The organism is Desulfosporosinus hippei DSM 8344, from assembly GCF_900100785.1.
Classification (GTDB): Bacteria; Bacillota; Desulfitobacteriia; order Desulfitobacteriales; family Desulfitobacteriaceae; genus Desulfosporosinus; species Desulfosporosinus hippei.
In genome coordinates this window covers 72,143-96,322 of sequence record NZ_FNCP01000006.1, presented here as the reverse complement: position 1 = coordinate 96,322, position 24,180 = coordinate 72,143, and the positions used below count along the sequence as shown (strand labels likewise).

Below are 24,180 nucleotides of genomic sequence, written 5' to 3'. Positions count from 1 at the left end.
TTATTTCTCCCTTCGGCGACGTTGTTCTAAAGAGACCAATAATACTGAGACATCTGCCGGGCTTACTCCTGTAATTCGGGAAGCTTGCCCCAAATTTAAAGGGGTAACTTCCATTAGTCTTTGTCGCCCCTCGGTAGATAAACCGCGGATATCTTCATAACGGAGATTCTTAGGTAAAATTAGGTCTTCCAGCTTAGAAAACTTCTCAATTTCCGCCCATTGTTTTTCAATATATCCAGAGTATTTAGCTTCTATCTCGGCTTCCTCTAACACTTCAGAATCCAAATTATTAAATTCAGGTATAAGTTCAACTATTTGTTTAAGAGTAATCTCCGGCCTACGAATTAAATCTTGAGCACTTATTCCTCCACGTGTTGGAGTAGAATTCACCTCAATCATTACTTTCTGCAAGGTTTCATTGAATGGGGAGAATACATTAGTTTTTAATAGTTGATTAATATACATCAAATTACTTTTCTTCTCTTGAAACCGTTGCCAACGATCATCACTCACTAAGCCAATGAATCTTCCTTTTTCTGTCATTCTTAAATCAGCATTATCTTGACGCAGAACAAGCCGATACTCCGCTCTTGATGTCAATAAGCGATAGGGCTCCTTAACCCCCTTTGTGACTAGATCATCAACTAAAACTCCCAAATAACCATCAGAGCGTCGCAGCACAAAAGGTTCTTTAGCTAGAGCCCGAAGAGCAGCATTTATCCCTGCCATCAAACCTTGAGCAGCTGCCTCTTCATACCCAGAAGTACCATTTAACTGACCAGCAGTAAACAAGCCATTTAATTGACGTACTTCTAGACTAAGAGAAAGTTGATGAGGTAATACATAATCATATTCAATTGCATACCCTGGACGGAGCATTCGAACATGCTCTAAACCTGAAATGCTTTGTAGAATTTTTACTTGAACATCCTCAGGCATACTGGTTGAAAGACCAGCTACATAAAGCTCATCACTTTGCCAACCTTCCGGTTCTAAAAAAATCTGATGAGCATCCCTTTCAGCAAAACGAACAATTTTGTCTTCAATTGAAGGACAATAACGTGGGCCAATACCCTCAATTTTACCCGAATACAATGGCGCCCGATAGAGATTCTCACGAATAATATCGTGGGTAATCGTTGATGTATATCCTAACCAGCAAGGGACTTGTTTAGAAGTATCACCTTGCCAAAAAATGCTCTCTGTCGGTAGAAAGGAAAACCCCCAAGGTCTTTCATCTCCAGGTTGTATTCTAAATTTAGAATAATCTACTGATTGCCGCTGAATTCTTGGAGGAGTTCCAGTTTTAAACCTTCCTAATTCTACACCATACTCTTTGAGCGACTCTGAAAGAGAAATTGCAGGCATTTGACCATTAGGTCCACCTTCATACATAGAATCGCCAATAATAATTCTCCCTCTTAGATAGGTACCACTTGTCAATACTACGTTATTGGATTCAAAACGTGCACCTGTACGAGTTACAACACCAGCTATTGAATAATTATTTATGACAAGTTTCTCTACCAAGCTTTGAACTATAGTTAATCTAGGTTGTGACAACAATGCATTACGCATCTGAGCTTGATAGGCTTGTTTATCCGACTGAATTCTTAAGGCATGAACGGCAGGTCCTTTTCCCGTGTTTAACATCTTAGCCTGTATAGATGTTTTGTCTGCTATGATACCCATTTGGCCGCCTAAGGCGTCAATTTCGCGTACCAGATGCCCCTTAGCCGGTCCTCCAAGTGAAGGATTACATGGCATATGGGCAACCGTATCTAAGTTTAGAGTTAATAAAAGCGTTTCACATCCAATTCGTGCAGCAGCAAGAGCAGCCTCACACCCGGCATGTCCGGCTCCAACTACTATCACATCATATTTTCCAGCAAAGTATTCCAAAGCTCTTCCTACTTTCCTATACAAAATCGAGAGAAAATATCGTCAAGAAGTGATTCTTGTACATTATGACCCGTTATTTCTGAAATATCTTGTAAGGCATGTCGAATATCAATAGAGAGTATATCCCAAGGCATTCCCTGGAGCAAACTTTCTAAAGCTTGATTTAATGAAATTTTACAATTATCTAGTGAGGATATTTGTCTAATATTTGAGAGTAATGGATCAGATGATATAGCAGTATCTCCCTGAAAGACTCGTTTTCGAATTGCATTCTCAAGTTCATCAAATCCTCTATGCTCTAAAATAGAAAGGGGTATACATAGTCCATAGCTATTATTTATAACAACCTCTTGATGACTCTTTAATAAGTCTGTCTTATTTAGAACTACAATAACCTTATCTTTATAAGTATTTAAAATTTCATTCTCAACATCAGTAAGAGGAATATTTGCCTGAACAACCAATAGGATAAGCTCTGCAGACTTCAGTGCATTCCATGATCGTTCGATTCCCAGCCGTTCAACAAAATCACTGCTCTCACAAATTCCTGCCGTATCTACTAACTTTAAAAGAATTCCACCAACACTGACCGATTCTCTTATTTCATCACGGGTTGTCCCTGGTATATCTGTAACAATTGCTCTATCTTCCTTCAATAGGGCATTGAGCAAACTAGATTTTCCTACATTAGGTTGACCTACAATAACTGTTAATAAGCCATCTCTGAGAATTTTACCGGTTTTACTTCCTTTTAAAAGATCCTCAATACTACTTAAGGTCTTACCAATAAGTGATTGCAAATTATTTCTATCAAGGCTTTCGACATCATCTTCAGGGAAATCAATCCCAGCTTCAATATAAGCAAGTATTTCTAATATTTTATCGCGTAAATCTGTTATTTGATGCGAGAGTCCACCACTAAGCTGAGCTAAAGCTAAGTTTGCAGAAGTTTCTGTTCGAGAACTAATTAAATCAATAACTGCTTCAGCTTGGATTAAATCTAACTTTCCATTTAGAAAAGCCCTCTTAGAAAATTCACCTGCTTCTGCTAAACGGGCACCATTTCTAATACATTCTTGCAAAATTCTTTGGGCTACGTAGGGACCACCATGACAGTTAATTTCATAGACATCTTCACCAGTATATGAAAACGGAGATAGCATTCTACCAATTAAAACTTCATCGAGAACTTTATGTTCATCATGAAATAGTCCCAGATTCAGAGTAAAGTTTTCGCCTAATTGCCAACGTTCACTATTTTGTGGGTTAAAACATTTATCTATTATTTTTCCTGCTTCGGAACCACTTAATCTCAAAATATGAATACTAGCTTCACCCATAGCGGTAGCCATTGCAACTATTGTATCTTCCAAAGTATTCATCTCCAATTAACAAAACTTTATTTTAATTATTTGTTCTTAGTACAAAGCAAATAAACAAATTATTGTTTCCTTTAATAAAATAAAAAAGAGGGGTATACCCCTCTTAGCCTCGTTTCAGTGATATGACAACCCTTCGATTCGGATCATCTCCCTCACTAAAGGTTGCAATTCTAGCTTCATCCTGCAAAGAAGTGTGTATAATCCGCCGTTCATGAGGGTTCATCGGTTCTAAAACTATTCTTGTACCCGTTCTCTTTACCTTTTCAGATAATCTCTTTGCTAGACGAACCAAGGTTTCTTCCCGTCGTAACCTATATCCCTCAACATCAACAACTATTCGAACTCTTTCGGATAGTTGTTTAGCTACTGCCAAATTCGTTAAATATTGAAGTGCATCTAGAGTATCACCACGTCTTCCTATCAGGATTCCAAGCTCAGGCCCACTAATATTAACATGCCAGTGCTCCCCATCCTTGCTCACCTGAGCATCAGCATTGACACTCATAACTTGGCATACTTTTTTAATAAAATCTGCAGCTAATATACCCGGGTTGTCTTCACAAGAAATTCGCACCCTTGCTAAACGTGTTCCAAAAAGTCCAAATAAACCTTTCTTGGCAGGTTCTTCGAGAACCTCTATTTTTACCCGATCACGATCGACGGCTAATTCGTTAAGACACGCTGTAATAGCCTCTTCAACTGTTTTCCCAGTTTTCTCTGCAATCCTCATGAACGATCCTCCTCACGCCTTACACATCCCTATATTGCTTTCTTACCTTTGTTCGATAATCTACTATTAATAAATAGTTGTTGAAAAATCGACACAACATTCATAGTAACCCAATATAAAGCCAAACCTGCTGGAACCGTAACACTAATGTACGCGAAAAACACCGGCATAATATAAAGCATTGTTTTTTGAGTTGGGTCAGTGGAAGCATTAGGACTGGTTAACTTGGTTTGTAAAAATGTAGTCGCAGCTGCAAATATAGGTAAAATCAAGTGATATGAGAGCGCAAATCCATAAATTTTTGTCAAATCAAATCCTAAAAATAAATGTGCTGAAGCATTAGCCGGATCATAAGGAAAATGTAACAATGCACTATATAATGCCCAAAAAATCGGCAACTGAACAACTATTGGCAGACACCCACCTAATGGATTTACATTATGTTCTTTATACAACTCCATAACGGCAGCATTAGCTTTTTCTTTATTATTTTTATATTTTTCTTGGATAGATTTGATCTTTGGTTGTAAATCTACTGTTTTGCGCATTGAGGCCATCTGTTTATAAGTGAGCGGAAAGATTAAAGTCTTAATCAAGATAGTCAAAAGAATAATCGCAACACCATAATAAGGCAACCCAACAGCAGTAGAAAAACTATATAGTATCTTTAATAAATAAGTCATTGCTTCAACAATAGTACTCACAAAAGCCCTCCTTATACTGGGTCATGTCCCCCTGGGTGAAACGGATGACATTTTAAAATTCGTTTAATAGATTTCCAACTTCCTTTTACAAGACCGTACTTTAGCAAAGCCTGAGCAGTATATTCCGAACAACTTGGATAGAAACGACAAGTAGGCCCTTTTAGAGGAGATATAAAAATTTGATAAAAGCGAATTAAAACAATTAGAATACGTCTCATTACTAATCTCACCTTTTTATTAAGGTGTTGGCTCTTTTCAAAATATACATGATATTGCTTTCGACTTCGGAGTAAGAAACTCCTTTGATTCTAGCCCTAGCAATACAAATAATTTGTATATCTTTTCTAATTTCCGGCAGGTTAAGTCTTATTACCTCCCGCATAAGCCTTTTCGCACGATTTCTTTGAACCGCATTGCCGACTTTCTTCGAAGCAATAAAACCAAATCTATTAGGTTCTTTAAATAATACATAAATTGCTACATTTTTTGCAGAGTAATTTTTACCGATCGCAAAAATTTCTTTAAATCCAGATTTTTGACGTAAGCGAAATTTCCTTTGCAGCATATATCCTCCAGGTTTACATACCTTCTATATTCTAACTCACTATGCATTAGTTTAAACGTTTAAAGATTAAGTGTGTTTACCCAATAAAAAATGATGAAATCTGGGAAGGGACCGCCGACTTATGTATGGACGCTTACCCCATAGATACTTCACATCAGAAAACTATTCTTCCTAATGTAAAAAAAAGGCCACATTAATGCGGCCTTAAACTGATAATTTCTTCCGACCCTTTAAACGACGGCGCTTTATTACATTTCGCCCCGTTGGCGTACTCATACGGCTTAAAAAACCGTGAACACGTTTATGACGCCGATTCTTCGGTTGGTAGGTTCTCTTCAATTTAACGACACCTCCTTTATTTCAAACGAAAAACATTTCGAAGACAATCAAACTTACTTAGAGATTATACTCTAATAAAATTTAATCTGTCAAGCAAAGGACTTTGACAGTGTGTGGATAACTTGAATCAAAAAAAGGTTATCCACTGTGAATAATTTTTCAAACGTCAAATATTCCTGTTGATAACCCTTGGGAAACTTGATATTATATTTTTACAATACCTGACGACAACAACAAATCGTGTTTAAGGTTATTCACAACACGTAATTTGTTTAAGTTATCCACAAATGTGTATAAGTTTGTGTATAACTTTTTTATTGTCATTATTTTTTTTCATTTTTAGACAAGGGAGGTCCGTCAATGCCACCACAGTCGAACTCACTCCAATTATTGTGGCAGGAAACGCTAGAAAAACTAAAAAACGAACTTTCTAAGCCTAGTTTTGAAACCTGGTTGAGTTCTACACGACTTCTTAATATTGATGGAGATACACTTGTCATTAGTGTCCCCAATGAATTCGCAAAAGACTGGTTAGAAAGTCGTTATGCACCAATGATTCGGTCATCAGTTCAATCAGTTTTAGGTCATTCTGTCAGTCTGCGCTTTATTTTGTCTACCTCAGATGATATCTACAGTGATAGTATGACGGCAGGCGATCCTGTTTCTACTGAAATTATCAAACAAAGCGAGCCAGTAGCTAATTCGCTAAATACTAAATATACCTTTGATACATTTGTCATCGGAAACAGTAACCGTTTTGCTCATGCGGCCTCACTAGCTGTGGCTGAATCACCCGCGAAATCCTATAATCCACTCTTTATTTATGGTGGTGTAGGTTTAGGTAAAACGCACCTTATGCATGCAATAGGCCATCATGTACTTCAAAGATCGCCCAATACTAAAGTAATTTATGTCTCTAGTGAAAAGTTTACAAACGAATTAATTGATTCCATTAGAGACGAAAACCCTGAAGAATTTCGCAACCACTATCGAAATGTAGACATCCTACTAATTGATGATATTCAATTTCTAGCAGGTAAAGAACGAACTCAAGAAGAGTTTTTTCATACATTTAATGCCCTTCATGAAGCAAATAAACAAATAATTATTTCATCTGACAGACCTCCTAAGGAGATTCCAACATTAGAGGATCGTCTACGTTCTAGATTTGAATGGGGTCTAATTACTGATATTCAAGCACCTGATTTAGAAACTAGAATAGCTATACTGAGAAAAAAGGCGAAAATGGAAAATCTCCAAGTACCTAATGAAGTAATGGTTTATATTGCAGATAAGATTCGTTCAAACATACGTGAATTAGAAGGAGCACTAATTAGAGTAATGGCTTTCGCTTCATTAAGCTCAATCCCTATAACCCCGGAAGTAGCTGTAGAAGCATTAAAAGATATTATCCCTGCTAATACTACCAAGCAGATTACTATTGACACTATCCAAGAATCCGTTGCAAGATTTTATAACTTATCACCAACTGACTTTAAAGCAAAAAAAAGAACCCGAGCTGTTGCATTTCCCAGGCAAATTGCCATGTACCTATCGCGGCAACTTACGGATTTTTCTTTACCTAAAATAGGTGATGAATTTGGAGGAAGAGATCATACAACTGTCATGCATGCTCATGATAAAATTTCTCAAGCTTTAATAGCAGATCCTTTGCTTGAGAAAAAAATAAGTGAAATCATTCAACGCATTCAATCAGATTAAGTGCTCTTATTTAAATCAAGATTTAATTAGGGTTATAGATGGTCTAAAAGGTGGATAACCTGTTAATAAAATTGGTATATAATTTTGCATGTGGACACGTGGATAATATTATCTGGTTGTCCACAACTTTTTCAACATACCTTTTATCAGCTATTTGAACCTCTCAGTAAACTTATACACATGTTGACAAGTAATACTACTACAACTACTAACTATTATCTTATTATTAATAACCAAGGTTTAGAACTAAAAGAATACGGAAGCTCTAAAGATTTTTTATTAAGGTTTTTTGTACTAGTCAGAAGGTAAAAAGCCAACCAGCCCAGGGAAAACTTTCTTTAACTAATAAAATAAACTCTTGAAGAATCTTACTAGGTGTCTATTGGAGTTAAGTTAACTACAAGACATCGGCACAAAAAATTATAGGAGGATTCGATTCATATGAAAATCTTCTGTTCAAAAGATGGACTGCTTTCTGGTGTAAATGCTGTACAACGGGCTGTTTCTAATAAAAACCCATTGCCAGTCTTACAAGGAATATTAATACAGGCCGAAAACCAGTCTTTACAATTTGCAGCAACTGATCTTGAAATGGGGATTCGCTGTGATGTTCCAGCCCAAATTATTGAGGAAGGTACAATGGTCGTTCCTGCTAAATTGTTTACAGAAGTCGTTCGAAAATTACCAGATACAACAATTACGTTAGAAGAACGTAATCAAAAAATAATTATAAGTTATTACCAATCTGAAATAGTTTTGAATGGATACGATCCAGAAGAATTCCCTTTACTTCCAGATTTGATTGAACCTTTATCATTTACATTGCCTACAGTAATATTTAAGAACATGATTAGACAAACAATATTCTCATGTGCTGCAGAAGAGAACAGACCAGTCTTTAATGGTATATTACTTCAAATTGAAGGATCAAATATTCGATTAGTAGCCACAGATACTCATAGATTAGCTTATGTAATTTCAGAAATAACAAATACAGGGGATTCAAGATTTAGTGGTATTATACCCTCCAAAACTCTTTCTGAAATTTATCGATTACTAAGAGATGAAGATGAGGTTTTAACAATAAGCCATAGCAACAATCAGGTAGTTTTTCAATTTGGCACAATTTTTCTCATATCAAGACTGATAGAAGGTCAATTTCCTAACTATAAACAAGTTATTCCACAAGCATGTGAAACTAAGGTATATTTATCAGTTAGAGAATTTCTTGACGCAGTAGAAAGAGCTTCTTTATTATCTCGCGATAAGAGTTCAGCTAATATTGTCAGGATAAATGTTGTAGATAATGAATTGAGGATTGATCAGACTTCGGAATTAGGTAAGATATCCGAGCAAATAGGCATTGAAATGGATGGTAAAGAGGTAAGAATTGCTTTTAATGCAAAATTCTTAATCGATGCTCTGAAAGTAATAGATAGTGAGCAAATATTATTTGAGTTATCCGGACCATTTAGTCCAGGCGTAATGCGTCCTATAGATAATCCAAATTATATTTATCTCGTTTTACCTGTAAGAACTTCTTAATTTAATTATGATGATAAACAGCATAAGACTACAAAATTTCCGTAATTATGTGGATGAGAGTATCCATTTTATGCCTGGTACAAATATCTTAATTGGTGACAATGGACAAGGAAAAACAAATATCATTGAAGGAATTTATTATTTACTAACTGGAAAGTCATATAGAGTACATAGAGAACAGGAACTTTTGCGTTGGGAACAAAGTGAGTTTCATATTTATGGACAATTTCTTATTAATCGTCATAAAGTTTCGCTAGAGAGTCATTATAAAGATAAGAAGAAGATGGTAAAAATTAACCAGGTGGCCTGTCAGCGTTTATCCGATTTTGTAGGTACTATTAACGTTATCTTCTTTTCTCCGGATGACCTTGTAATGATTAAAGGTGGGCCTGCGGAAAGAAGAAGATTTTTAGACTTACATATTGCCCAAATGCGCCCGGGCCATGTTAGCATTCTTAACGCCTATAATAAGGCACTTCAGCAAAAGAATGCTTTATTGAAGTCATATAATGATAAAAGCTTTAAATACTCACAATTACAGCTTTGGAATCAACAGATTATTGAATTAGGAAAAAAAATAATTCTTAATAGAGCTGATTTAACAGAACGTTTACAACGTGTTGTTGAACCTATATTTCAAAATTTATCATCAGAAAAAGAAACTATAAAAATTATGTACTATGCCTTAGGCAAAAGCTCTGTTTCAGAGGCCATTTCAGAATTTGCAAATTTGCTCAATGAAAAGTTAGAACAAGAGATAGAACGTCAAATGATTCTAATTGGACCTCATCGTGACGATTTACAAATTTTTTTAAATGATAAACCAGGAAGACTTTATGCATCTCAAGGTCAACAACGTTCATTAGTGCTTAGTTTAAAGCTTGCTGAACTTGAACTAATGAGACAAGAAAAAGGGGAATACCCCCTTCTTTTACTTGATGACGTCTTGTCTGAATTAGACCGTTTTAGGAGAGACTACTTAATAGAATTTATTGAGTCTTCAAAAATACAAACTCTTATTACTATGACAAGTGCAGATAATCACCTAGACTTAGGTACAGTTTATTTTGTAGAAAAAGGGCATATAAGGAGGGAAGCTTAATTGTATATACATCTTGGAGGAGATGTTTTGCTTAAGACTGATAGAATAGTAGCAATTATTGATTTAGAAATGACAAAATTAAGTCAAGTCAATCAGATCTTTTTAGATAAAGTTCACAAAAATAATAGAAAAATAAATTATATTTCAGAAAAGGGTAGAGAAAAGACCTTAGTTGTAACAATGACTGACTTATATTTTTCTCCAATATCTTCAATTACATTATTAAAGCGTTCTTTTACTGAGGTTGGAAAAGACAGTTAACAAACAAACTTTAGCTTTAGATAGCTTTAAATTGATACCACTTTAATTTTAGTGTACAATAATAAGGTTGAAGGCATTTTTTGGCATATGGATTAAGCAAAAGATGCAACTATAAAGTCAAGTTTTCTATTAGGAGGAAACAGCTTTGCAAGAAAACAAAGAGCAACTAGTTCAAACTATTAGTGACAATTATAATGCGGGGCAAATCGAAGTGCTTGAAGGTTTAGAAGCTGTTCGTAAACGTCCTGGAATGTATATTGGTACCACAGGTCCTCGTGGTCTTCATCATCTTGTTTACGAAATTGTTGATAATAGCATTGATGAAGCCTTAGCTGGCTTTTGTAATGAAATTGATGTCATAATTCATCAAGACGACAGCATTACAGTAGTTGATAATGGGAGAGGAATTCCCGTCGATATCCATCCTAAAACAGGTAAACCGGGTGTTGAACTTGCTTTGACAGTGTTACATGCCGGAGGAAAATTTGGTGGAAGCGAAAGTGCCTATAAAGTTTCCGGGGGTCTGCATGGGGTAGGTTTAAGTGTTGTTAATGCTTTATCAAAGTGGTTGGTTGTAGAAGTTTCTAAAGGTGGACATGTTTATCATCAGGAATATTCAATTGGTAAACCAACAACGAAACTAATAAATGTTGGAGAAACCAATAAAAGTGGTACTAAAATATCTTTTATGCCTGATTCAGAGATTTTTGAAGAGACAGTATATGATTTTAATATTTTGGCCCACCGCCTTAGAGAACTGTCATTTTTAAATAAGAGTGTAACAATTAATTTAACAGATGAGAGAACTGAGGTTAAAGAGACATTTTTACATACAGGTGGTATTCAAGACTTTGTTCGTTATCTTAATAAAAACAAGGACTGCTTGCATCCTCAACCAATTTTTATTGAAACCTTAAAAGATAGTGTTCAAGTTGAAGTTTGTATGCAATATAATGATGGTTATGCCGAAAATTTGTTTTCTTATGCCAATAATATCAATACCCAAGAAGGCGGAACCCATGAGGCTGGTTTTAAGTCTGCATTAACACGTGTGGTTAATGATTACGCACGAAAAAATAATATGATTAAAGCCGGTGATTCCAACCTGACAGGGGACGACATAAGAGAAGGCTTGACAGCAGTTATATCTGTCAAAGTACCTGATCCACAATTTGAAGGTCAAACTAAAACAAAACTTGGAAATAGTGAAATTCGTGGAATTGTAGATTCTGCAACGGGCGAAGGTTTATCAACTTTTCTTGAAGAGAACCCCTCAATTGCCAGAAAATTTATCGATAAATCTGTTCAAGCTGCTCGAGCACGTGATGCTGCTCGAAAAGCTAGAGAGTTAACTCGTCGTAAGAGTGCTTTAGAAGGAACTTCTCTCCCCGGTAAACTTGCTGATTGCTCTTGGAAGGAACCGGATTTGTGTGAAATGTATATTGTCGAAGGAGATAGCGCAGGGGGCTCAGCGAAGCAAGGCAGGGATCGTCGCTTCCAAGCTATTTTGCCATTACGAGGAAAAATTATTAACGTCGAAAAAGCCAGGCTTGATAAAATATTAGGAAATACAGAAATTCGAGCTATGATTACCGCTATGGGAACAGGTATATCTGAGGATTTTGATATTGAAAAGGCTCGTTACCATAAATTAATTATTATGACTGATGCTGATGTTGATGGGGCTCATATTCGAACTTTATTATTGACCTTCTTTTACCGTTACATGAAACCTTTAATTGAAAATAATTTTGTGTATATTGCTCAACCCCCTCTTTACAAGGTTAAAAAAGGCAAAGATATTCAATATGTTTATTCTGAAACTGAATTAACAAAGGTTCTTGAAAAAATAGGTCGAGATAAAGTGGAAATTCAGCGCTATAAAGGTTTAGGAGAAATGAATCCGGAACAATTATGGGAAACCACCATGGATCCGGCCAAAAGAACTATCCTACGAGTGACTATGGAAGACGCTATGAGGACGGAAGAAATGTTTTCCGTGTTAATGGGTGATAAAGTGGAACCCCGTCGTGACTTCATAAATCGCTATGCTAAAGATGTTCGTAATCTAGATGCTTAAAGGAGTGCTCAATCATGGCTGATGAAATATTGGAAGGGAAAGTCGTTCCCGTTGAAATTGCGGATGAAATGCGAAAATCATTTATCGATTACTCGATGAGTGTTATCGTTAGCCGTGCTTTGCCCGATGTTCGTGATGGGCTTAAACCTGTGCATCGAAGAATTCTATATACACTTCATGAATTGGGTTTGACCCCTAATAAACCTTATAGTAAATCGGCACGTCTTGTCGGAGATTGCATGGGAAAATTTCATCCTCATGGGGATTCATCGATTTATGATGCAGTTGTACGTTTAGAACAAGATTTTGCAAGCCGCTATCCACTTGTTGATGGACATGGTAATTTTGGATCAATTGACGGAGACTCAGCTGCAGCAATGCGTTATACAGAGCTTCGTATGGCAAAGCTTTCAACTTATATGTTAGAAGATATTGATAAAGATACGATTGATTTCACTCCAAATTATGATGAGAAACAAGATGAACCTACTGTATTACCTGCCAAATTCCCAAATCTATTAGTGAATGGGTCTTCGGGAATTGCCGTTGGTATGGCAACAAATATTCCGCCTCACAATTTAGGAGAAGTTGTTAATGCTACTGTTGCCTTACTTGATGATCCAAATTTATCGATTGATGACCTAATAAAATATATTCAGGGACCTGACTTTCCAACAGGTGGAACTATTATGGGTCATGAAGGAATTAGATCTGCTTATTTGACAGGTAGAGGTTCAGTTAAAATTCGAGCTAAAGCACAGATTGAGCAGATGGAGAAGGCTGGAAAGACTCGAATTGTCATCACAGAAATTCCGTTTATGGTTAATAAAGCTCGAATGATTGAGAAAATAGCTGAGCTTGTTAGAGATAAAAAAGTAGATGGGATTACTGATCTAAGAGATGAATCTGATCGATCGGGTATGAGGGCCGTTATTGAATTGAGACGGGATGTTAATCCCAAAGTTATTTTAAATCAACTCTATAAACATACTCAGTTGGAAGATACATTTGGAGTAAATATGTTGGCATTAGTCAATGGACAGCCACGGACGCTTACTCTTAAAGATATGATTTATCATTTTATCGAACATCAAAAAGATGTTGTCGTCCGAAGAACAAGGTACGAGCTTAATAAAGCCGAAGCTGAAGCCCATATTATCGAAGGATTGAGAATAGCCCTTGATCATATTGATGAGGTTATTGAAACTATTCGTTCTTCGCCTGATGAATCAAGGGCAAGAGAAAACTTATCACTCCGTTTTGGTTTAAGTGATAAACAGGCTCAAGCAATTGTGGATATGAGATTGAAGCGTCTAACCGGGCTTGAACGAGATAAATTAGAAAATCAATACAAAGAATTAATGGATACAATTTCCTATCTCAAATCAGTCCTTGCTTCTGAAGCAAAGGTTATCGGAATTATTAAAGAAAAACTCGAAGAGATTAAGAATAAATTTGGTGATCCCCGACGAACGCAAATAACAGTTGATGTTAGTAAAATGGATATCGAAGATCTGATTGCCGTTGAAGATGTTGTTATTACAGTAACTCATTATGGCTATATTAAGAGATTGCCTCTAAGTACTTATAAGAGTCAGAACCGAGGGGGTAAAGGTGTTCATGGGATGGCTACGAAAGAAGAAGACTTTGTAGAACATCTATTTACTACGACTACTCATCACTATATTCTCTTCTTTACATCACAAGGTAAGGTTTATCGATTAAAGGCTCATGAGATTCCTGAAGCTAGTCGAACCGGTAAGGGAACCGCCGTTATAAATCTCCTAAATCTAGAACAAAATGAAATGATAACTGCAGTCATGGCCATTAAAGAGTACAGTCCTGATTATTTCCTGATTACTGCTACTAAAAAAGGGATTATGAAGAAGACTGCCCTCCAGGAATATGATTCATCACGAAAAGATGGATTGATTGCTTTAACTCTCGATGAAGGGGATGAGCTCATAGGGGTCAAATTAACCCAAGGGTTAGATGATATTCTTTTAGCTACAAAAAATGGAATAGCAATTCGTTTTCCTGAATCTGATGTTCGTTATATGGGGCGTACAGCGCGAGGGGTGAAAGGAATAACCCTTGCGGCTAACGATTTAGTTGTAGGTATGGATGTAATTGGTGATGAGGGTGAACTCTTAACCATGAGTGAAAACGGATTCGCCAAACGAACTAATCTCAAAGAGTTCCGTGTTCAAGGACGTGGCGGCAGAGGGGTTATTGTCATGAAATTGAATTCCAAAACCGGTACACTTGTTGGACTCAAAGTAGTACAAGTAGAAGATGAACTTATGGTAATAACCAATAATGGAATTATGCTCAGAATTCCTGTTTCCAGCATTTCAAATCAAGGTCGTTCAGCACAAGGAGTTATGGCCATGCGTACCGGTGAAAGTACTGTAGTTGCTATTGCCAAAGTCTTGATGAAAGATGATGAGGAACTTATAGAAAGCAATAATGAGGATTCAGAAGAAGAAGTCTAAAATTGACAAAATTTGCGCAAGGTGTTAACATGTCTGAGATTCATAGAATGGCGTTTTTATACATACACTAGTATTTAATATTTTATCTTGAGGAGGAACAAATATAATGACTGACATCGGTTCATTTAAAGTAAAAACTGGACTTGCGGAAATGCTTAAAGGGGGAGTTATTATGGATGTAACAACCCCTGAACAGGCTATTATTGCAGAAGAGGCTGGAGCATGTGCTGTCATGGCTCTAGAACGTGTTCCTTCAGATATACGTGCAGAAGGTGGGGTTGCACGTATGGCAGATCCGTCGATAATCCAGAGCATTATGGCTGTAGTGTCTATTCCAGTCATGGCTAAAGCAAGAATTGGTCATTTTGTTGAAGCTCGGATTTTAGAGGCCTTAGGCGCTGATTATATTGATGAGTCTGAAGTGCTAACACCTGCAGATGATTCTTATCATATTAATAAGCACGATTTTAAAGTTCCTTTTGTTTGTGGATGTCGGAATCTAGGGGAAGCGTTACGCCGTATTGGTGAAGGTGCCGCCATGATTCGTACGAAGGGTGAGCCTGGAACAGGTAACGTTATTGAAGCAGTTCGACATATGCGAACTGTTATGAGTGAAATACGTGCTTTAACCTTAACTCCCAAAGAGGAGCTTATGTCTGCAGCTAAAAATATGGGTGCACCCTATGATTTAGTTCTTTATGTTGCAGAACACGGCAAGCTACCTGTCGTTAATTTTGCTGCAGGAGGAATAGCAACACCGGCAGATGCAGCATTGATGATGCATTTAGGAGTAGACGGTATTTTTGTAGGATCTGGTATTTTTAAATCCGGTGACCCAAAAGCACGAGCCAAAGCTATTGTAATGGCAACAACTCATTACAAAGATGCAAAATTGCTTGCAGAAATTTCTAAGGATTTAGGACAACCTATGTCTGGAATTGAAATATCAACCTTGACTGAATCTCAGAGAATGCAAGAACGGGGTTGGTAAGAATGAAAAAGCGTGTTGGCGTATTAGCACTACAAGGTGCTTTTCGCGAGCACCGGCAGGTTTTGGAAAAATTAGGCTGCGATGTTGTTGAGGTGCGTAAGACAAGTGATCTTGATGGAATACAAGGGCTTATCATTCCAGGTGGAGAAAGTACTACTATAGGTAAACTCCTGAGAATTGATGAGATGGGCGATAAGATTAAGGAACTTGGCGCTAAAGATATGCCTATTTTTGGAACTTGCGCAGGTATGATTTTACTTAGCAAAACTATTGTCGATAGTGAACAATATAGTTTGAATCTTATGGATACGGTAGTGGAACGTAATGCCTTTGGCAGACAAATAGCAAGTTTTGAAACGGATCTCCAAGTACCTGCGTTAGGAGTTAATCCTTTACGTGCTGTTTTTATACGGGCACCTTACCTCAAGGAAGTTGCTCCAAATGTAGGTATATTAGCGGAGTATAACGGCAAAATTGTATTTGTAAGACAAGGAAATTTGTTAGCCAGCGCATTTCATCCGGAACTAACCTCAGATCATAGAGTTCATCAATACTTTTTAAAAATGATTGATGAGCATTAAGCTATCGCTTGTGGGTTCCTTATAGCCAATCTTGGCTAATGGGTGCTGGCAATCCTGGTCGTCGTCCCCTTAGCCGTCCTGCAAGAAGATTAATTCGTGCGAAGACAGTGTCTTTTAAGAAGGGGTAATCCGTGCGAAAACAGTGTCTGCAAGAAGGGTTACTACGTGCGAAGACAGTGTCTTCGTGTGGGCTACAGGGACACTTGACTAATCCGCACTGCAGGAGTATGCGTATTGGGTTGCAGTGTGGCGATAAGCTCGTCCGCTTATCGTCATGGTCATCGCTTTCAAGTAGGTTAATATGAGCGGAGACAGTGTCTGCAAGTAAGATTAATTCGTGCGAAGACAGTGTCTTCGTGTGTGTGTGTGGTGCTAGCCTAGTCTTCATATGGCATGGGAGGGTGTTTTGTTTGTTAGATCTTAAGTATGTACGTAATAACCCTGAAGTGGTAAAAGAAGCTCTGCTGAAGCGAAATGTTTCAATTAGTCTCGATCACTTCTTACAACAAGAAGAAGAAAGAAGAAAACTTTTATTTGAAGTTGAAACGTTGAAAGCTCGTCGTAATTCTGTTTCTGAAGAAGTTGGTCGTCTTAAGAAAAAGGGTGAAGATGCTGAGGCCCTCGTATTGGAGATGCGAGAAGTAGGTCAAACAATCAAAGAACTGGAAGAAAAATCAGCGGGCATTGTAGGAGAGATGGAAAGGGTTCTCTATGATATTCCGAACATTCCCCATACTTCTGTGCCAATTGGTTCAGATGAGAGTGCCAATGTTCAAGTACGTACTTGGGGAACCCCTCGAGAATTTGATTTTGAACCCAAGGCCCACTTTGAAATTGGTGAAAAGCTAGATGTTTTTGATTTTATCAGAGCAGCAAAGGTCACAGGTGCTCGCTTCACATTTTATAAAGGCTTGGGTGCAAAGTTAGAGAGATCCCTAATTTCTTTTATGCTTGATCGCCATACTTCAAAGGGTTATACAGAAATACTTCCTCCGTATATTGTTAATCGTGCTTCTATGACTGGAACCGGTCAATTGCCTAAATTTGAGGACGACGCCTTTAAAATTGTAGGAACGGATTATTTTCTAATTCCTACTGCAGAGGTTCCTGTGACAAATCTATATCGTGATGAAATAATGGATGGTAGTCAATTGCCGATCCATCATTGTGCTTATAGTTCATGTTTTCGCTCAGAGGCTGGTTCGGCTGGAAGGGATACAAGAGGACTTATTAGACAACACCAATTCAATAAGGTAGAACTAGTCAAATTCTCACTTCCGGAAAAATCTTATGACGAACTTGAATTGCTGACTAAGGATGCGGAAGGTATTCTTCAAGATTTGGAACTTCCTTATCGTGTCATGGCATTATCCTCAGGAGATCTCGGTTTTTCTTCGGCTAAAACCTATGATTTAGAAGTTTGGTTGCCAAGCTTTAATACTTATAGAGAAATATCCTCTTGTAGCAATTTTGAAGATTTCCAAGCACGACGAGCAAATATCCGCTTTCGCAGAGGGCCTAAAGATAAACCTGAGTTTGTTCATACCTTAAATGGTAGTGGATTAGCGATTGGAAGAACAGTTGCAGCTATTATGGAAAATTATCAAGATAAAGACGGTAGGGTCCGTATTCCTAAAGTCTTACAACCGTATATGGGTGTAGAATATATTGGTTGATAGTAAATTCAAGTAAATTTTTTAATGTTTATTGGACTAAACCTCAAATTTCCAGTAAATAATAGTAATTAGTAGTTGAAACTTTACAAAATATATGGTATGCTTTTATTCGGTTGTTTCACTTGGAGGGGTGTTCGAGTGGTTTAAGGACCCGGTCTTGAAAACCGGTGACTTCGCAAGGGGTCCGTGGGTTCGAATCCCACCCCCTCCGCCATTATTTAAAGTGAATGACTTTGATTATTATTTTGCGCTTGTAGTTCAGCTGGATAGAGCGTCAGACTTCGAATCTGAATGTCGGGGGTTCGAATCCCTCCGAGCGCACCAATTATTGTGTAAACAGGTTCGATATTCGAAGTACGTATATCGAACTTTTTGCTCTTTTAAAAAACTAATGGCCTTGTAGCTCAGGGGATAGAGCGGGGGTTTCCTAAACCCTGTCTTGCGGAGGTTCGATTCCTCCCAGGGTCACCAAAAAATTGAGGTAACTATGCTTCATCAAGATTGGATGAGTCTTGCTCTGGTTCAAGCAGAGAAGGCTTTAGTTCTAGGGGAAGTTCCGATTGGAGCCATTATTGTTAAGGACAGCCAAATAATTGCCTCGGCGTTTAACGAAAAAGAACTGAGGCAGGATCCTACTGCGCATGCTGAAGTCTTAGTGATTCAACGTGCGGCTGAGAAGTTAGGTTCTTGGCGTCTGTCAGACGCCACGTTGTATGTAACCCTAGAGCCTTGTCCAATGTGTGCAGGAGCCATCGTGCAGGCTCGCTTAAAGCAACTTGTTTATGGGGCTGCAGATTTAAAAGGTGGAGCAACAGGTTCTGTTTTGAATGTCTTGAATACAAAGCTATGGAATCATAAGGTTGATGTTGTAGCAGGAATTTTAGAAGATGATTGTTCGAATATCTTAAAAACATTTTTTAAACGATTACGGTGAAATTCTTATCAGAAATGGTAGAATTCATCATAATTATATACGGAGGAGTATCGAAGTGGTCATAACGAGAGCGACTCGAAATCGTTTGACGGTGTGAGCCGTCCGTGGGTTCGAATCCCACCTCCTCCGCCATTACATAACTAAGACAAGTGCCTTTGCGGTTCGCCGCAAAGGCACTTTTAAAATTGATCAAAAAAATATACGGATTCAATAAGCACAATTATTTAAGATAATTAAATTTGTAGGGATTATCTGCTGTTTGCAACCTAACTTATCCAACAGACTAAACTCGTGGAATATTTCGACCATAAAAAATTTCAGCCATTTCTCTAGTTAAACGCTGTTTAATTCTCTTTTTTTCATTGGTTGAGAGTTCATTTTTAGCAGTACCAAATAGGTAATTATCTAGATTAAAGTCTTTTAGAATCATTTTGGTATGAAAAATGTTTTCTTGAAAGACATTTACATCAATCATTTGATAGAGTTCTTTCTTTTTTTTAGCGATATAGTTTTGAATTGAGTTAATCTTATGATCAATAAAAAATTTCCTGCCTTCGAGATCACGTGTAAATCCTCTAATTCGGTAATCAATGATGGCAATATCTGAGGAGAAACTATTTAGTAAATAATTAAGAGCTGTGAGAGGCGAAATCTTTCCACATGTAGAAACATCAATATCTGCCCTAAAGGTACTGATACCTTTATTCGGATGACTCTCTGGATAGGTGTGAACAGTGATATGACTTTTATCAAGATGAGCTACAACAGTTGAAGGAAATGACTTATTTGTATCTGTTAAAGGTTCTAGAGTGTTACCTTGTTCTTCTGAGACAAGCATAGTAACACTTGCTCCTTGAGGATCATAATCTTGTTTAGCAATATTTAAAATGCGAGCACCAATTATAGTAGATACTTCGGTAAGAATTCTTGCAAGACGGTCTGAGTTATATTCTTCATCAATGTATTGAATATATTCTTGCCTATGTTCCGGAGATTTTGCATAGCAAATATCATACATGTTAAAACTGAGAGTTTTTGTAAGATTATTAAATCCGTATAGTTTAAGTTCCCGTAGTTGTTTGATCTCCATTCTATCCTCCATAATATATAGAACATAACACACAAACATACTTTGCGATTTTTGGGATGAAAATATTCAAATATCATTTAAACATCAAAGAAAATACTAAAATAAATATATTTACAGACATTTAGGGATTGACGTGCCTGTGTATTTGCGATATAATCTCTCTTGTTCACTAAATTCCTCGAAACGCATATGTTTTGACGAAGGAACACCATTGGAGAGGTGGCTGAGTGGTCGAAGGCGCCCGCCTGGAAAGCGGGTACATTGGGCAACCGGTGTCGAGGGTTCAAATCCCTCTCTCTCCGCCATTGTGCTAACAAGCCAAAGCATCTGACTTGGGCTTTTTTACTTCTATACCTTAAAATTTTAAGCGGTACCATCGATGACTATTTTGAGTCAGCTAAGGAGGCACCGATTGTCTCCTGAAGGCTTGGCGCTAGCCAAGTTTTCTATATTTTGCTATAATTGATTTAGCCGTACTAGACGGGGAGGTAGCGGTTCCCTGTAACTTGCAGCCCGCTCTAGCAAGGTGGAATTCCTGCGAAAGGGTCACGCTTGTGAAGCTGTCTTTGATTGGCGGCGATGATATTTTGGTCTTACGCAACAGAACACTCCGAACCGTGTCAGATCCTGACGGAAGCAGCACTAAGGAGAACGTTTTGTGTGCCGTAGGGTTGCCTGAATTGAGTCTGCTGATCAAGGTAACGTTCGGAAGCGATGATTCAATCAAAGGTGTACGGCTATTTATATGAAATAAAGGTGGTCATGTACCATCTTTTTTGATACTATTCAAAAGTATAATTTTGATATATACACTCTATTTATTGAGGGTGAAGACATGGCATATTTAGCACTTTATCGTGAATGGCGCCCGAAATTGTTTAGAGATATAGTCGGACAAGAACATATCTCTAAGACGCTGCTTAATGCTCTTAAACAAGATAAAATTGCGCATGCCTACTTATTTAGTGGGCCAAGAGGTACGGGTAAAACGACTGCAGCGAAAATATTAGCCAAGGCATTGAATTGCGAAGAACGTAATGGTCAGGAACCTTGTAATAAATGCTCTTCCTGTATTAGTATTGATCAGGGCTCAGCCATGGAAGTTTTCGAGATTGATGCAGCTTCTAATCGTGGTATTAATGAGATACGCGATTTACGCGAAAATATTAAGTTAAGTTCAATTCAAGGTAAACATAAGGTTTATATTATTGATGAAGTACATATGCTGACGACAGAGGCCTTTAATGCTTTACTTAAAACTTTGGAAGAACCTCCTCCAAAGGTTGTTTTTATTCTAGCAACGACCGAAGTTCAGAAAATCCCTTTAACAATCTTATCCCGGGTACAACGTTTTGAATTTCATCGAATTTCAATTGAAGGTATCCAAAGGAGACTGACTGAGGTTTGTACTTCTTTAAAGCGGGAAGTTAATCCCAATGCGCTGGTAGTTATTGCTCAGAAATCTGAGGGAGGACTTCGAGATGCGCTAAGTATCTTAGATCAATGTCTTCTTCAAGAGGGTTCAATAGGGGTAGAAGAAGTTTATTTGGTTCTAGGCATGGTTGGTGAAACCTATAGTTCAAAATTAGTCGATGAAATTGCTTCAGATGATTATGGTAAGTGCATAAATTTTTTATCTGATGGTATTCAACAAGGGAGAGATCCTCGGCAAATTATTAGAGAACTCTTAGATTATTTGCGTCAAATGCTGTTAACTGCTGCAACTGGTGACACTCCTATGGTCGCACCACATATTCAAGAGCGGTTAATTAAACAGAGTAAACAAATTGGGATCTCTCGCATTTTGAAATGGATTTCGATACTTTTACAAGGAGAAGGTCAGCTTAAATACGCTTCTAATGCCAGATTAGCCGCCGAACTATTATTGGTACAAACTATTTATGGAACTCAACATCAACGGATAAATGGGCAAGAAGAAGTTTTACAAAGACTGTCTGCTCTCGAACAACAGATCCAAGGGCTATCTCCTCTCAATAAAGTTCCTCGTGAAGTGAAGTCACCTAAAATACCGAATACAGGTGTCTTAAATACTCTAAACAATGTATTAAAAACAGAAGTAGTAGAGAACACTAGTAGTCTGGGGGAGCAAGCATCAGATAGTAATTCTAAATTAACAATTAAAAGTATTCAAGATCGTTGGAATGATGTAATGGAGCAGGTCAAAAAACGCAAAAAATCAACTCAAGCCTTTTTGATGGAAGGAAGACCCGTTCAACTTGAAGGTAATAATTTAATAATTCTTTTTCGAGAAGGATGTTCCTTTCATAAAGATAAAGTAAATCAGGCAGAAAATCGTAAGACTGTCGAAGAAGTCCTTAACCTGATGTTTGGTACAACATTGACATTACAAAATATCATGGAAAATGAATTCAAAACCATAGATGATCAGGATAACCAAGAGGTAAAAAACCAAGAACAGGTTTTAATAGATAAAGCAAAAGACCTGTTTGGATCAGATCTTATAGAGGTAAGAGAATAGATTTTTCCATTAAATTATTAATAGACAGTGATTAATTATTTATAAACTTAAAGATAGGAAGTGTTTAAATTGGCAGGTTTTAAAGGTATGGGTGGCGGCATGGGTGGCAATATGAACCAGATGTTGAAGCAAGCTCAAAAAATGCAAGAAGAAATGGCTAGAATGCAAGAAGAGCTTCAGACGAGAACAGTAGATGCATCTTCAGGGGGCGGAATGGTTCAAGTTGTAGTGAGTGGGAAAATGGAATTAGTAGATTTAAAAATCAAACCGGAAGCAGTAGATCCTGAAGATGTAGAAATGCTTGAGGATTTGGTAAAAGCGGCCTTAAACGAAGGATTACGGAAAGCTCAAGAGATGACTAGCAATGAGATGGGTAAATTGACGGGCGGTTTAAAAATCCCCGGATTATTCTAGGTGTTCTATGGATTTCTTAAAATACCCCCAGCCTTTAGCGGAACTAATTAGCTCCTTATCTCGTTTACCTGGGATTGGACCCAAAACAGCAGGGAGGCTGGCTTTTTACCTTCTTCAACAACCACAAGTTTCGGAGGATCTAGCAAAGGCTATTGTTGTTGCGAACAGGGATATTCGGAAATGTTCGATTTGCTCAAATTTTACTGATCAGGATCCTTGCGCAATTTGTCAAAATATGCAAAGAGATCTAACTGCTTTATGTGTCGTCGAGCACCCAAGAGATGTAGTATCGTTAGAAAAAACCGGGGAATTTAAAGGAATTTATCATGTACTCCATGGTGTACTCTCTCCAATGGATGGGATTGGACCAGAGCAATTGACGATTAATCAACTTTTAAGACGTTTAGAAGGAATTAAGGAAGTCGTTATGGCAATGAATCCCACTGTGGAAGGGGAAGCGACCGCTCTGTATTTGGCTAGATTGTTGAAACCAATGGGGATAAAAGTATCACGAATAGCTCACGGGTTACCCGTTGGTGGAGACTTAGAATATGCAGATGAAATAACTATTGCGCGTGCTCTTGAGGGCAGGAGAGATTTATAGATTTTCTTTTAATGAAATGGTAATAAAACTATTTTCTCAAGCAGAATAATACTAATAAATTCTCGCAAGTAAAACGATCTCAGCTACTCTCCAGTGACGATACTCTCCAGTGGAGAGTATCGCCGAGGCGCAAGGCTGGTAAGATTACGTAGGCGCCGAGGGTGGGTATCACGCTATATAGCGCTACTAGATTTATTAAGGACACTTAGAATTCATTATAATTATAGACTGCAATGTTACATAAATAGAAAACCTTTAGAACATATAGTAACGCTTAAGAAGAAGGATTAATATATTCTAAATAGTCCGAATGTTATAACTAATCATATTTCTGTATCATGGATTGAAACAAAACAAAATTTAATTGTGAAAAACAAAACATGCCATATATAGATTTTATTATTGACCGGTATATGAATTAAAGATATACTGTGACAAAGGGGACTATTCAGGCATGACCTGAATTTGTTCCCTCACCCTTTTTTTACACCAGTTTCGTAAAAATTCAATCTTTTCAAGGCCTGATTTCAATTAATTACTTAATTAATTACTTAATTAACTAA

General features: G+C 37.4%; 21 protein-coding genes, 5 tRNA genes and 1 other RNA gene. 19 read left to right on the top strand and 8 right to left on the bottom strand.

Features of this window, described 5'->3' with window-relative positions; all coding sequences use genetic code 11:
• From mnmG to rpmH, 7 genes are all read right to left on the bottom strand, one after another.
• Complete coding sequence (gene mnmG / locus BLS16_RS07100) at positions 1 to 1,902, bottom strand: tRNA uridine-5-carboxymethylaminomethyl(34) synthesis enzyme MnmG (RefSeq protein WP_092331658.1); 1,902 nt, start codon at positions 1,900 to 1,902, stop codon at positions 1 to 3.
• A gap of 8 nt (positions 1,903 to 1,910) precedes the next feature.
• Positions 1,911 to 3,275, bottom strand: a complete 1,365-nt coding sequence (mnmE, locus tag BLS16_RS07095) for a tRNA uridine-5-carboxymethylaminomethyl(34) synthesis GTPase MnmE (protein ID WP_092331655.1) — start codon at positions 3,273 to 3,275, stop codon at positions 1,911 to 1,913.
• Positions 3,276 to 3,387: 112 nt separating this feature from the next.
• Positions 3,388 to 4,014, bottom strand: coding sequence for an RNA-binding cell elongation regulator Jag/EloR (jag, locus tag BLS16_RS07090; protein ID WP_092331653.1), 627 nt, complete (start codon positions 4,012 to 4,014; stop codon positions 3,388 to 3,390).
• 29 nt (positions 4,015 to 4,043) lie between these two features.
• On the bottom strand, positions 4,044 to 4,718 hold the full coding sequence (locus tag BLS16_RS07085; protein WP_092331650.1) for a YidC/Oxa1 family membrane protein insertase: 675 nt from the start codon (positions 4,716 to 4,718) through the stop codon (positions 4,044 to 4,046).
• 11 nt (positions 4,719 to 4,729) lie between these two features.
• Positions 4,730 to 4,936: a membrane protein insertion efficiency factor YidD gene (yidD, locus tag BLS16_RS07080; protein WP_092331647.1), complete on the bottom strand. Its 207-nt coding sequence runs from the start codon at positions 4,934 to 4,936 to the stop codon at positions 4,730 to 4,732.
• 8 nt (positions 4,937 to 4,944) lie between these two features.
• Positions 4,945 to 5,283: a ribonuclease P protein component gene (rnpA, locus tag BLS16_RS07075; RefSeq protein ID WP_092331646.1), complete on the bottom strand. Its 339-nt coding sequence runs from the start codon at positions 5,281 to 5,283 to the stop codon at positions 4,945 to 4,947.
• Between the two features lie 204 nt (positions 5,284 to 5,487).
• Complete coding sequence (rpmH, locus tag BLS16_RS07070) at positions 5,488 to 5,622, bottom strand: 50S ribosomal protein L34 (RefSeq protein ID WP_007777819.1); 135 nt, start codon at positions 5,620 to 5,622, stop codon at positions 5,488 to 5,490.
• A 360-nt stretch (positions 5,623 to 5,982) separates the two neighbouring features.
• Here rpmH and dnaA point away from each other — a divergent pair, with 360 nt between their 5' ends.
• The 14 genes from dnaA (at position 5,983) to BLS16_RS07000 (ending at position 19,141) form a co-directional block, all read left to right on the top strand.
• Positions 5,983 to 7,344, top strand: coding sequence for a chromosomal replication initiator protein DnaA (gene dnaA / locus BLS16_RS07065; RefSeq protein WP_092331643.1), 1,362 nt, complete (start codon positions 5,983 to 5,985; stop codon positions 7,342 to 7,344).
• Between the two features lie 441 nt (positions 7,345 to 7,785).
• Complete coding sequence (dnaN, locus tag BLS16_RS07060) at positions 7,786 to 8,889, top strand: DNA polymerase III subunit beta (RefSeq protein ID WP_034599286.1); 1,104 nt, start codon at positions 7,786 to 7,788, stop codon at positions 8,887 to 8,889.
• 7 nt (positions 8,890 to 8,896) lie between these two features.
• Positions 8,897 to 9,991, top strand: a complete 1,095-nt coding sequence (gene recF / locus BLS16_RS07055; protein ID WP_092331641.1) for a DNA replication/repair protein RecF — start codon at positions 8,897 to 8,899, stop codon at positions 9,989 to 9,991.
• Positions 9,992 to 10,252, top strand: a complete 261-nt coding sequence (gene remB / locus BLS16_RS07050; protein ID WP_092331638.1) for an extracellular matrix regulator RemB — start codon at positions 9,992 to 9,994, stop codon at positions 10,250 to 10,252.
• Between the two features lie 145 nt (positions 10,253 to 10,397).
• Complete coding sequence (gene gyrB / locus BLS16_RS07045; RefSeq protein WP_092331636.1) at positions 10,398 to 12,332, top strand: DNA topoisomerase (ATP-hydrolyzing) subunit B; 1,935 nt, start codon at positions 10,398 to 10,400, stop codon at positions 12,330 to 12,332.
• Positions 12,333 to 12,346: 14 nt separating this feature from the next.
• Positions 12,347 to 14,827 carry a DNA gyrase subunit A gene (gene gyrA / locus BLS16_RS07040; RefSeq protein ID WP_092331633.1) on the top strand — a complete coding sequence of 827 codons (2,481 nt, stop codon included), beginning with the start codon at positions 12,347 to 12,349 and terminating at the stop codon, positions 14,825 to 14,827.
• Between the two features lie 106 nt (positions 14,828 to 14,933).
• Complete coding sequence (pdxS, locus tag BLS16_RS07035; RefSeq protein WP_014901047.1) at positions 14,934 to 15,818, top strand: pyridoxal 5'-phosphate synthase lyase subunit PdxS; 885 nt, start codon at positions 14,934 to 14,936, stop codon at positions 15,816 to 15,818.
• A gap of 2 nt (positions 15,819 to 15,820) precedes the next feature.
• The gene (pdxT, locus tag BLS16_RS07030; protein ID WP_034599293.1) at positions 15,821 to 16,399 is read left to right on the top strand and encodes a pyridoxal 5'-phosphate synthase glutaminase subunit PdxT; all 579 of its coding nucleotides are present in this window, start codon (positions 15,821 to 15,823) and stop codon (positions 16,397 to 16,399) included.
• Between the two features lie 410 nt (positions 16,400 to 16,809).
• Positions 16,810 to 18,075 (top strand): serine--tRNA ligase, encoded by a 1,266-nt coding sequence (serS, locus tag BLS16_RS07025; protein ID WP_092331630.1) that lies wholly within the window; start codon positions 16,810 to 16,812, stop codon positions 18,073 to 18,075.
• 124 nt (positions 18,076 to 18,199) lie between these two features.
• Positions 18,200 to 18,289: transfer RNA gene (locus tag BLS16_RS07020), tRNA-Ser, on the top strand.
• A 33-nt stretch (positions 18,290 to 18,322) separates the two neighbouring features.
• Positions 18,323 to 18,399: transfer RNA gene (locus BLS16_RS07015), tRNA-Arg, on the top strand.
• 69 nt (positions 18,400 to 18,468) lie between these two features.
• Positions 18,469 to 18,546: transfer RNA gene (locus BLS16_RS07010), tRNA-Arg, on the top strand.
• A 16-nt stretch (positions 18,547 to 18,562) separates the two neighbouring features.
• Positions 18,563 to 19,009 (top strand): tRNA adenosine(34) deaminase TadA, encoded by a 447-nt coding sequence (tadA, locus tag BLS16_RS07005; protein ID WP_092331628.1) that lies wholly within the window; start codon positions 18,563 to 18,565, stop codon positions 19,007 to 19,009.
• Between the two features lie 41 nt (positions 19,010 to 19,050).
• Positions 19,051 to 19,141 (top strand) — tRNA-Ser (locus tag BLS16_RS07000).
• 151 nt (positions 19,142 to 19,292) lie between these two features.
• On the opposite strand, the gene speD is transcribed toward BLS16_RS07000, so the two are convergent.
• On the bottom strand, positions 19,293 to 20,099 hold the full coding sequence (gene speD, locus BLS16_RS06995) for an adenosylmethionine decarboxylase (protein ID WP_092331625.1): 807 nt from the start codon (positions 20,097 to 20,099) through the stop codon (positions 19,293 to 19,295).
• 213 nt (positions 20,100 to 20,312) lie between these two features.
• Here speD and BLS16_RS06990 point away from each other — a divergent pair.
• The 5 genes from BLS16_RS06990 to recR all read left to right on the top strand — a co-directional run bounded on the left by BLS16_RS06990 (position 20,313) and on the right by recR (position 23,617).
• A tRNA-Ser gene (locus BLS16_RS06990) sits at positions 20,313 to 20,404 on the top strand.
• A 166-nt stretch (positions 20,405 to 20,570) separates the two neighbouring features.
• An RNA gene (gene ffs, locus BLS16_RS06985) (signal recognition particle sRNA large type) lies at positions 20,571 to 20,836 on the top strand.
• 98 nt (positions 20,837 to 20,934) lie between these two features.
• Complete coding sequence (gene dnaX / locus BLS16_RS06980) at positions 20,935 to 22,599, top strand: DNA polymerase III subunit gamma/tau (protein WP_092331622.1); 1,665 nt, start codon at positions 20,935 to 20,937, stop codon at positions 22,597 to 22,599.
• 87 nt (positions 22,600 to 22,686) lie between these two features.
• Positions 22,687 to 23,013, top strand: a complete 327-nt coding sequence (locus BLS16_RS06975; protein ID WP_014901054.1) for a YbaB/EbfC family nucleoid-associated protein — start codon at positions 22,687 to 22,689, stop codon at positions 23,011 to 23,013.
• 7 nt (positions 23,014 to 23,020) lie between these two features.
• On the top strand, positions 23,021 to 23,617 hold the full coding sequence (gene recR, locus BLS16_RS06970) for a recombination mediator RecR (protein ID WP_092331620.1): 597 nt from the start codon (positions 23,021 to 23,023) through the stop codon (positions 23,615 to 23,617).
• Positions 23,618 to 24,180: the final 563 nt, after the last annotated feature.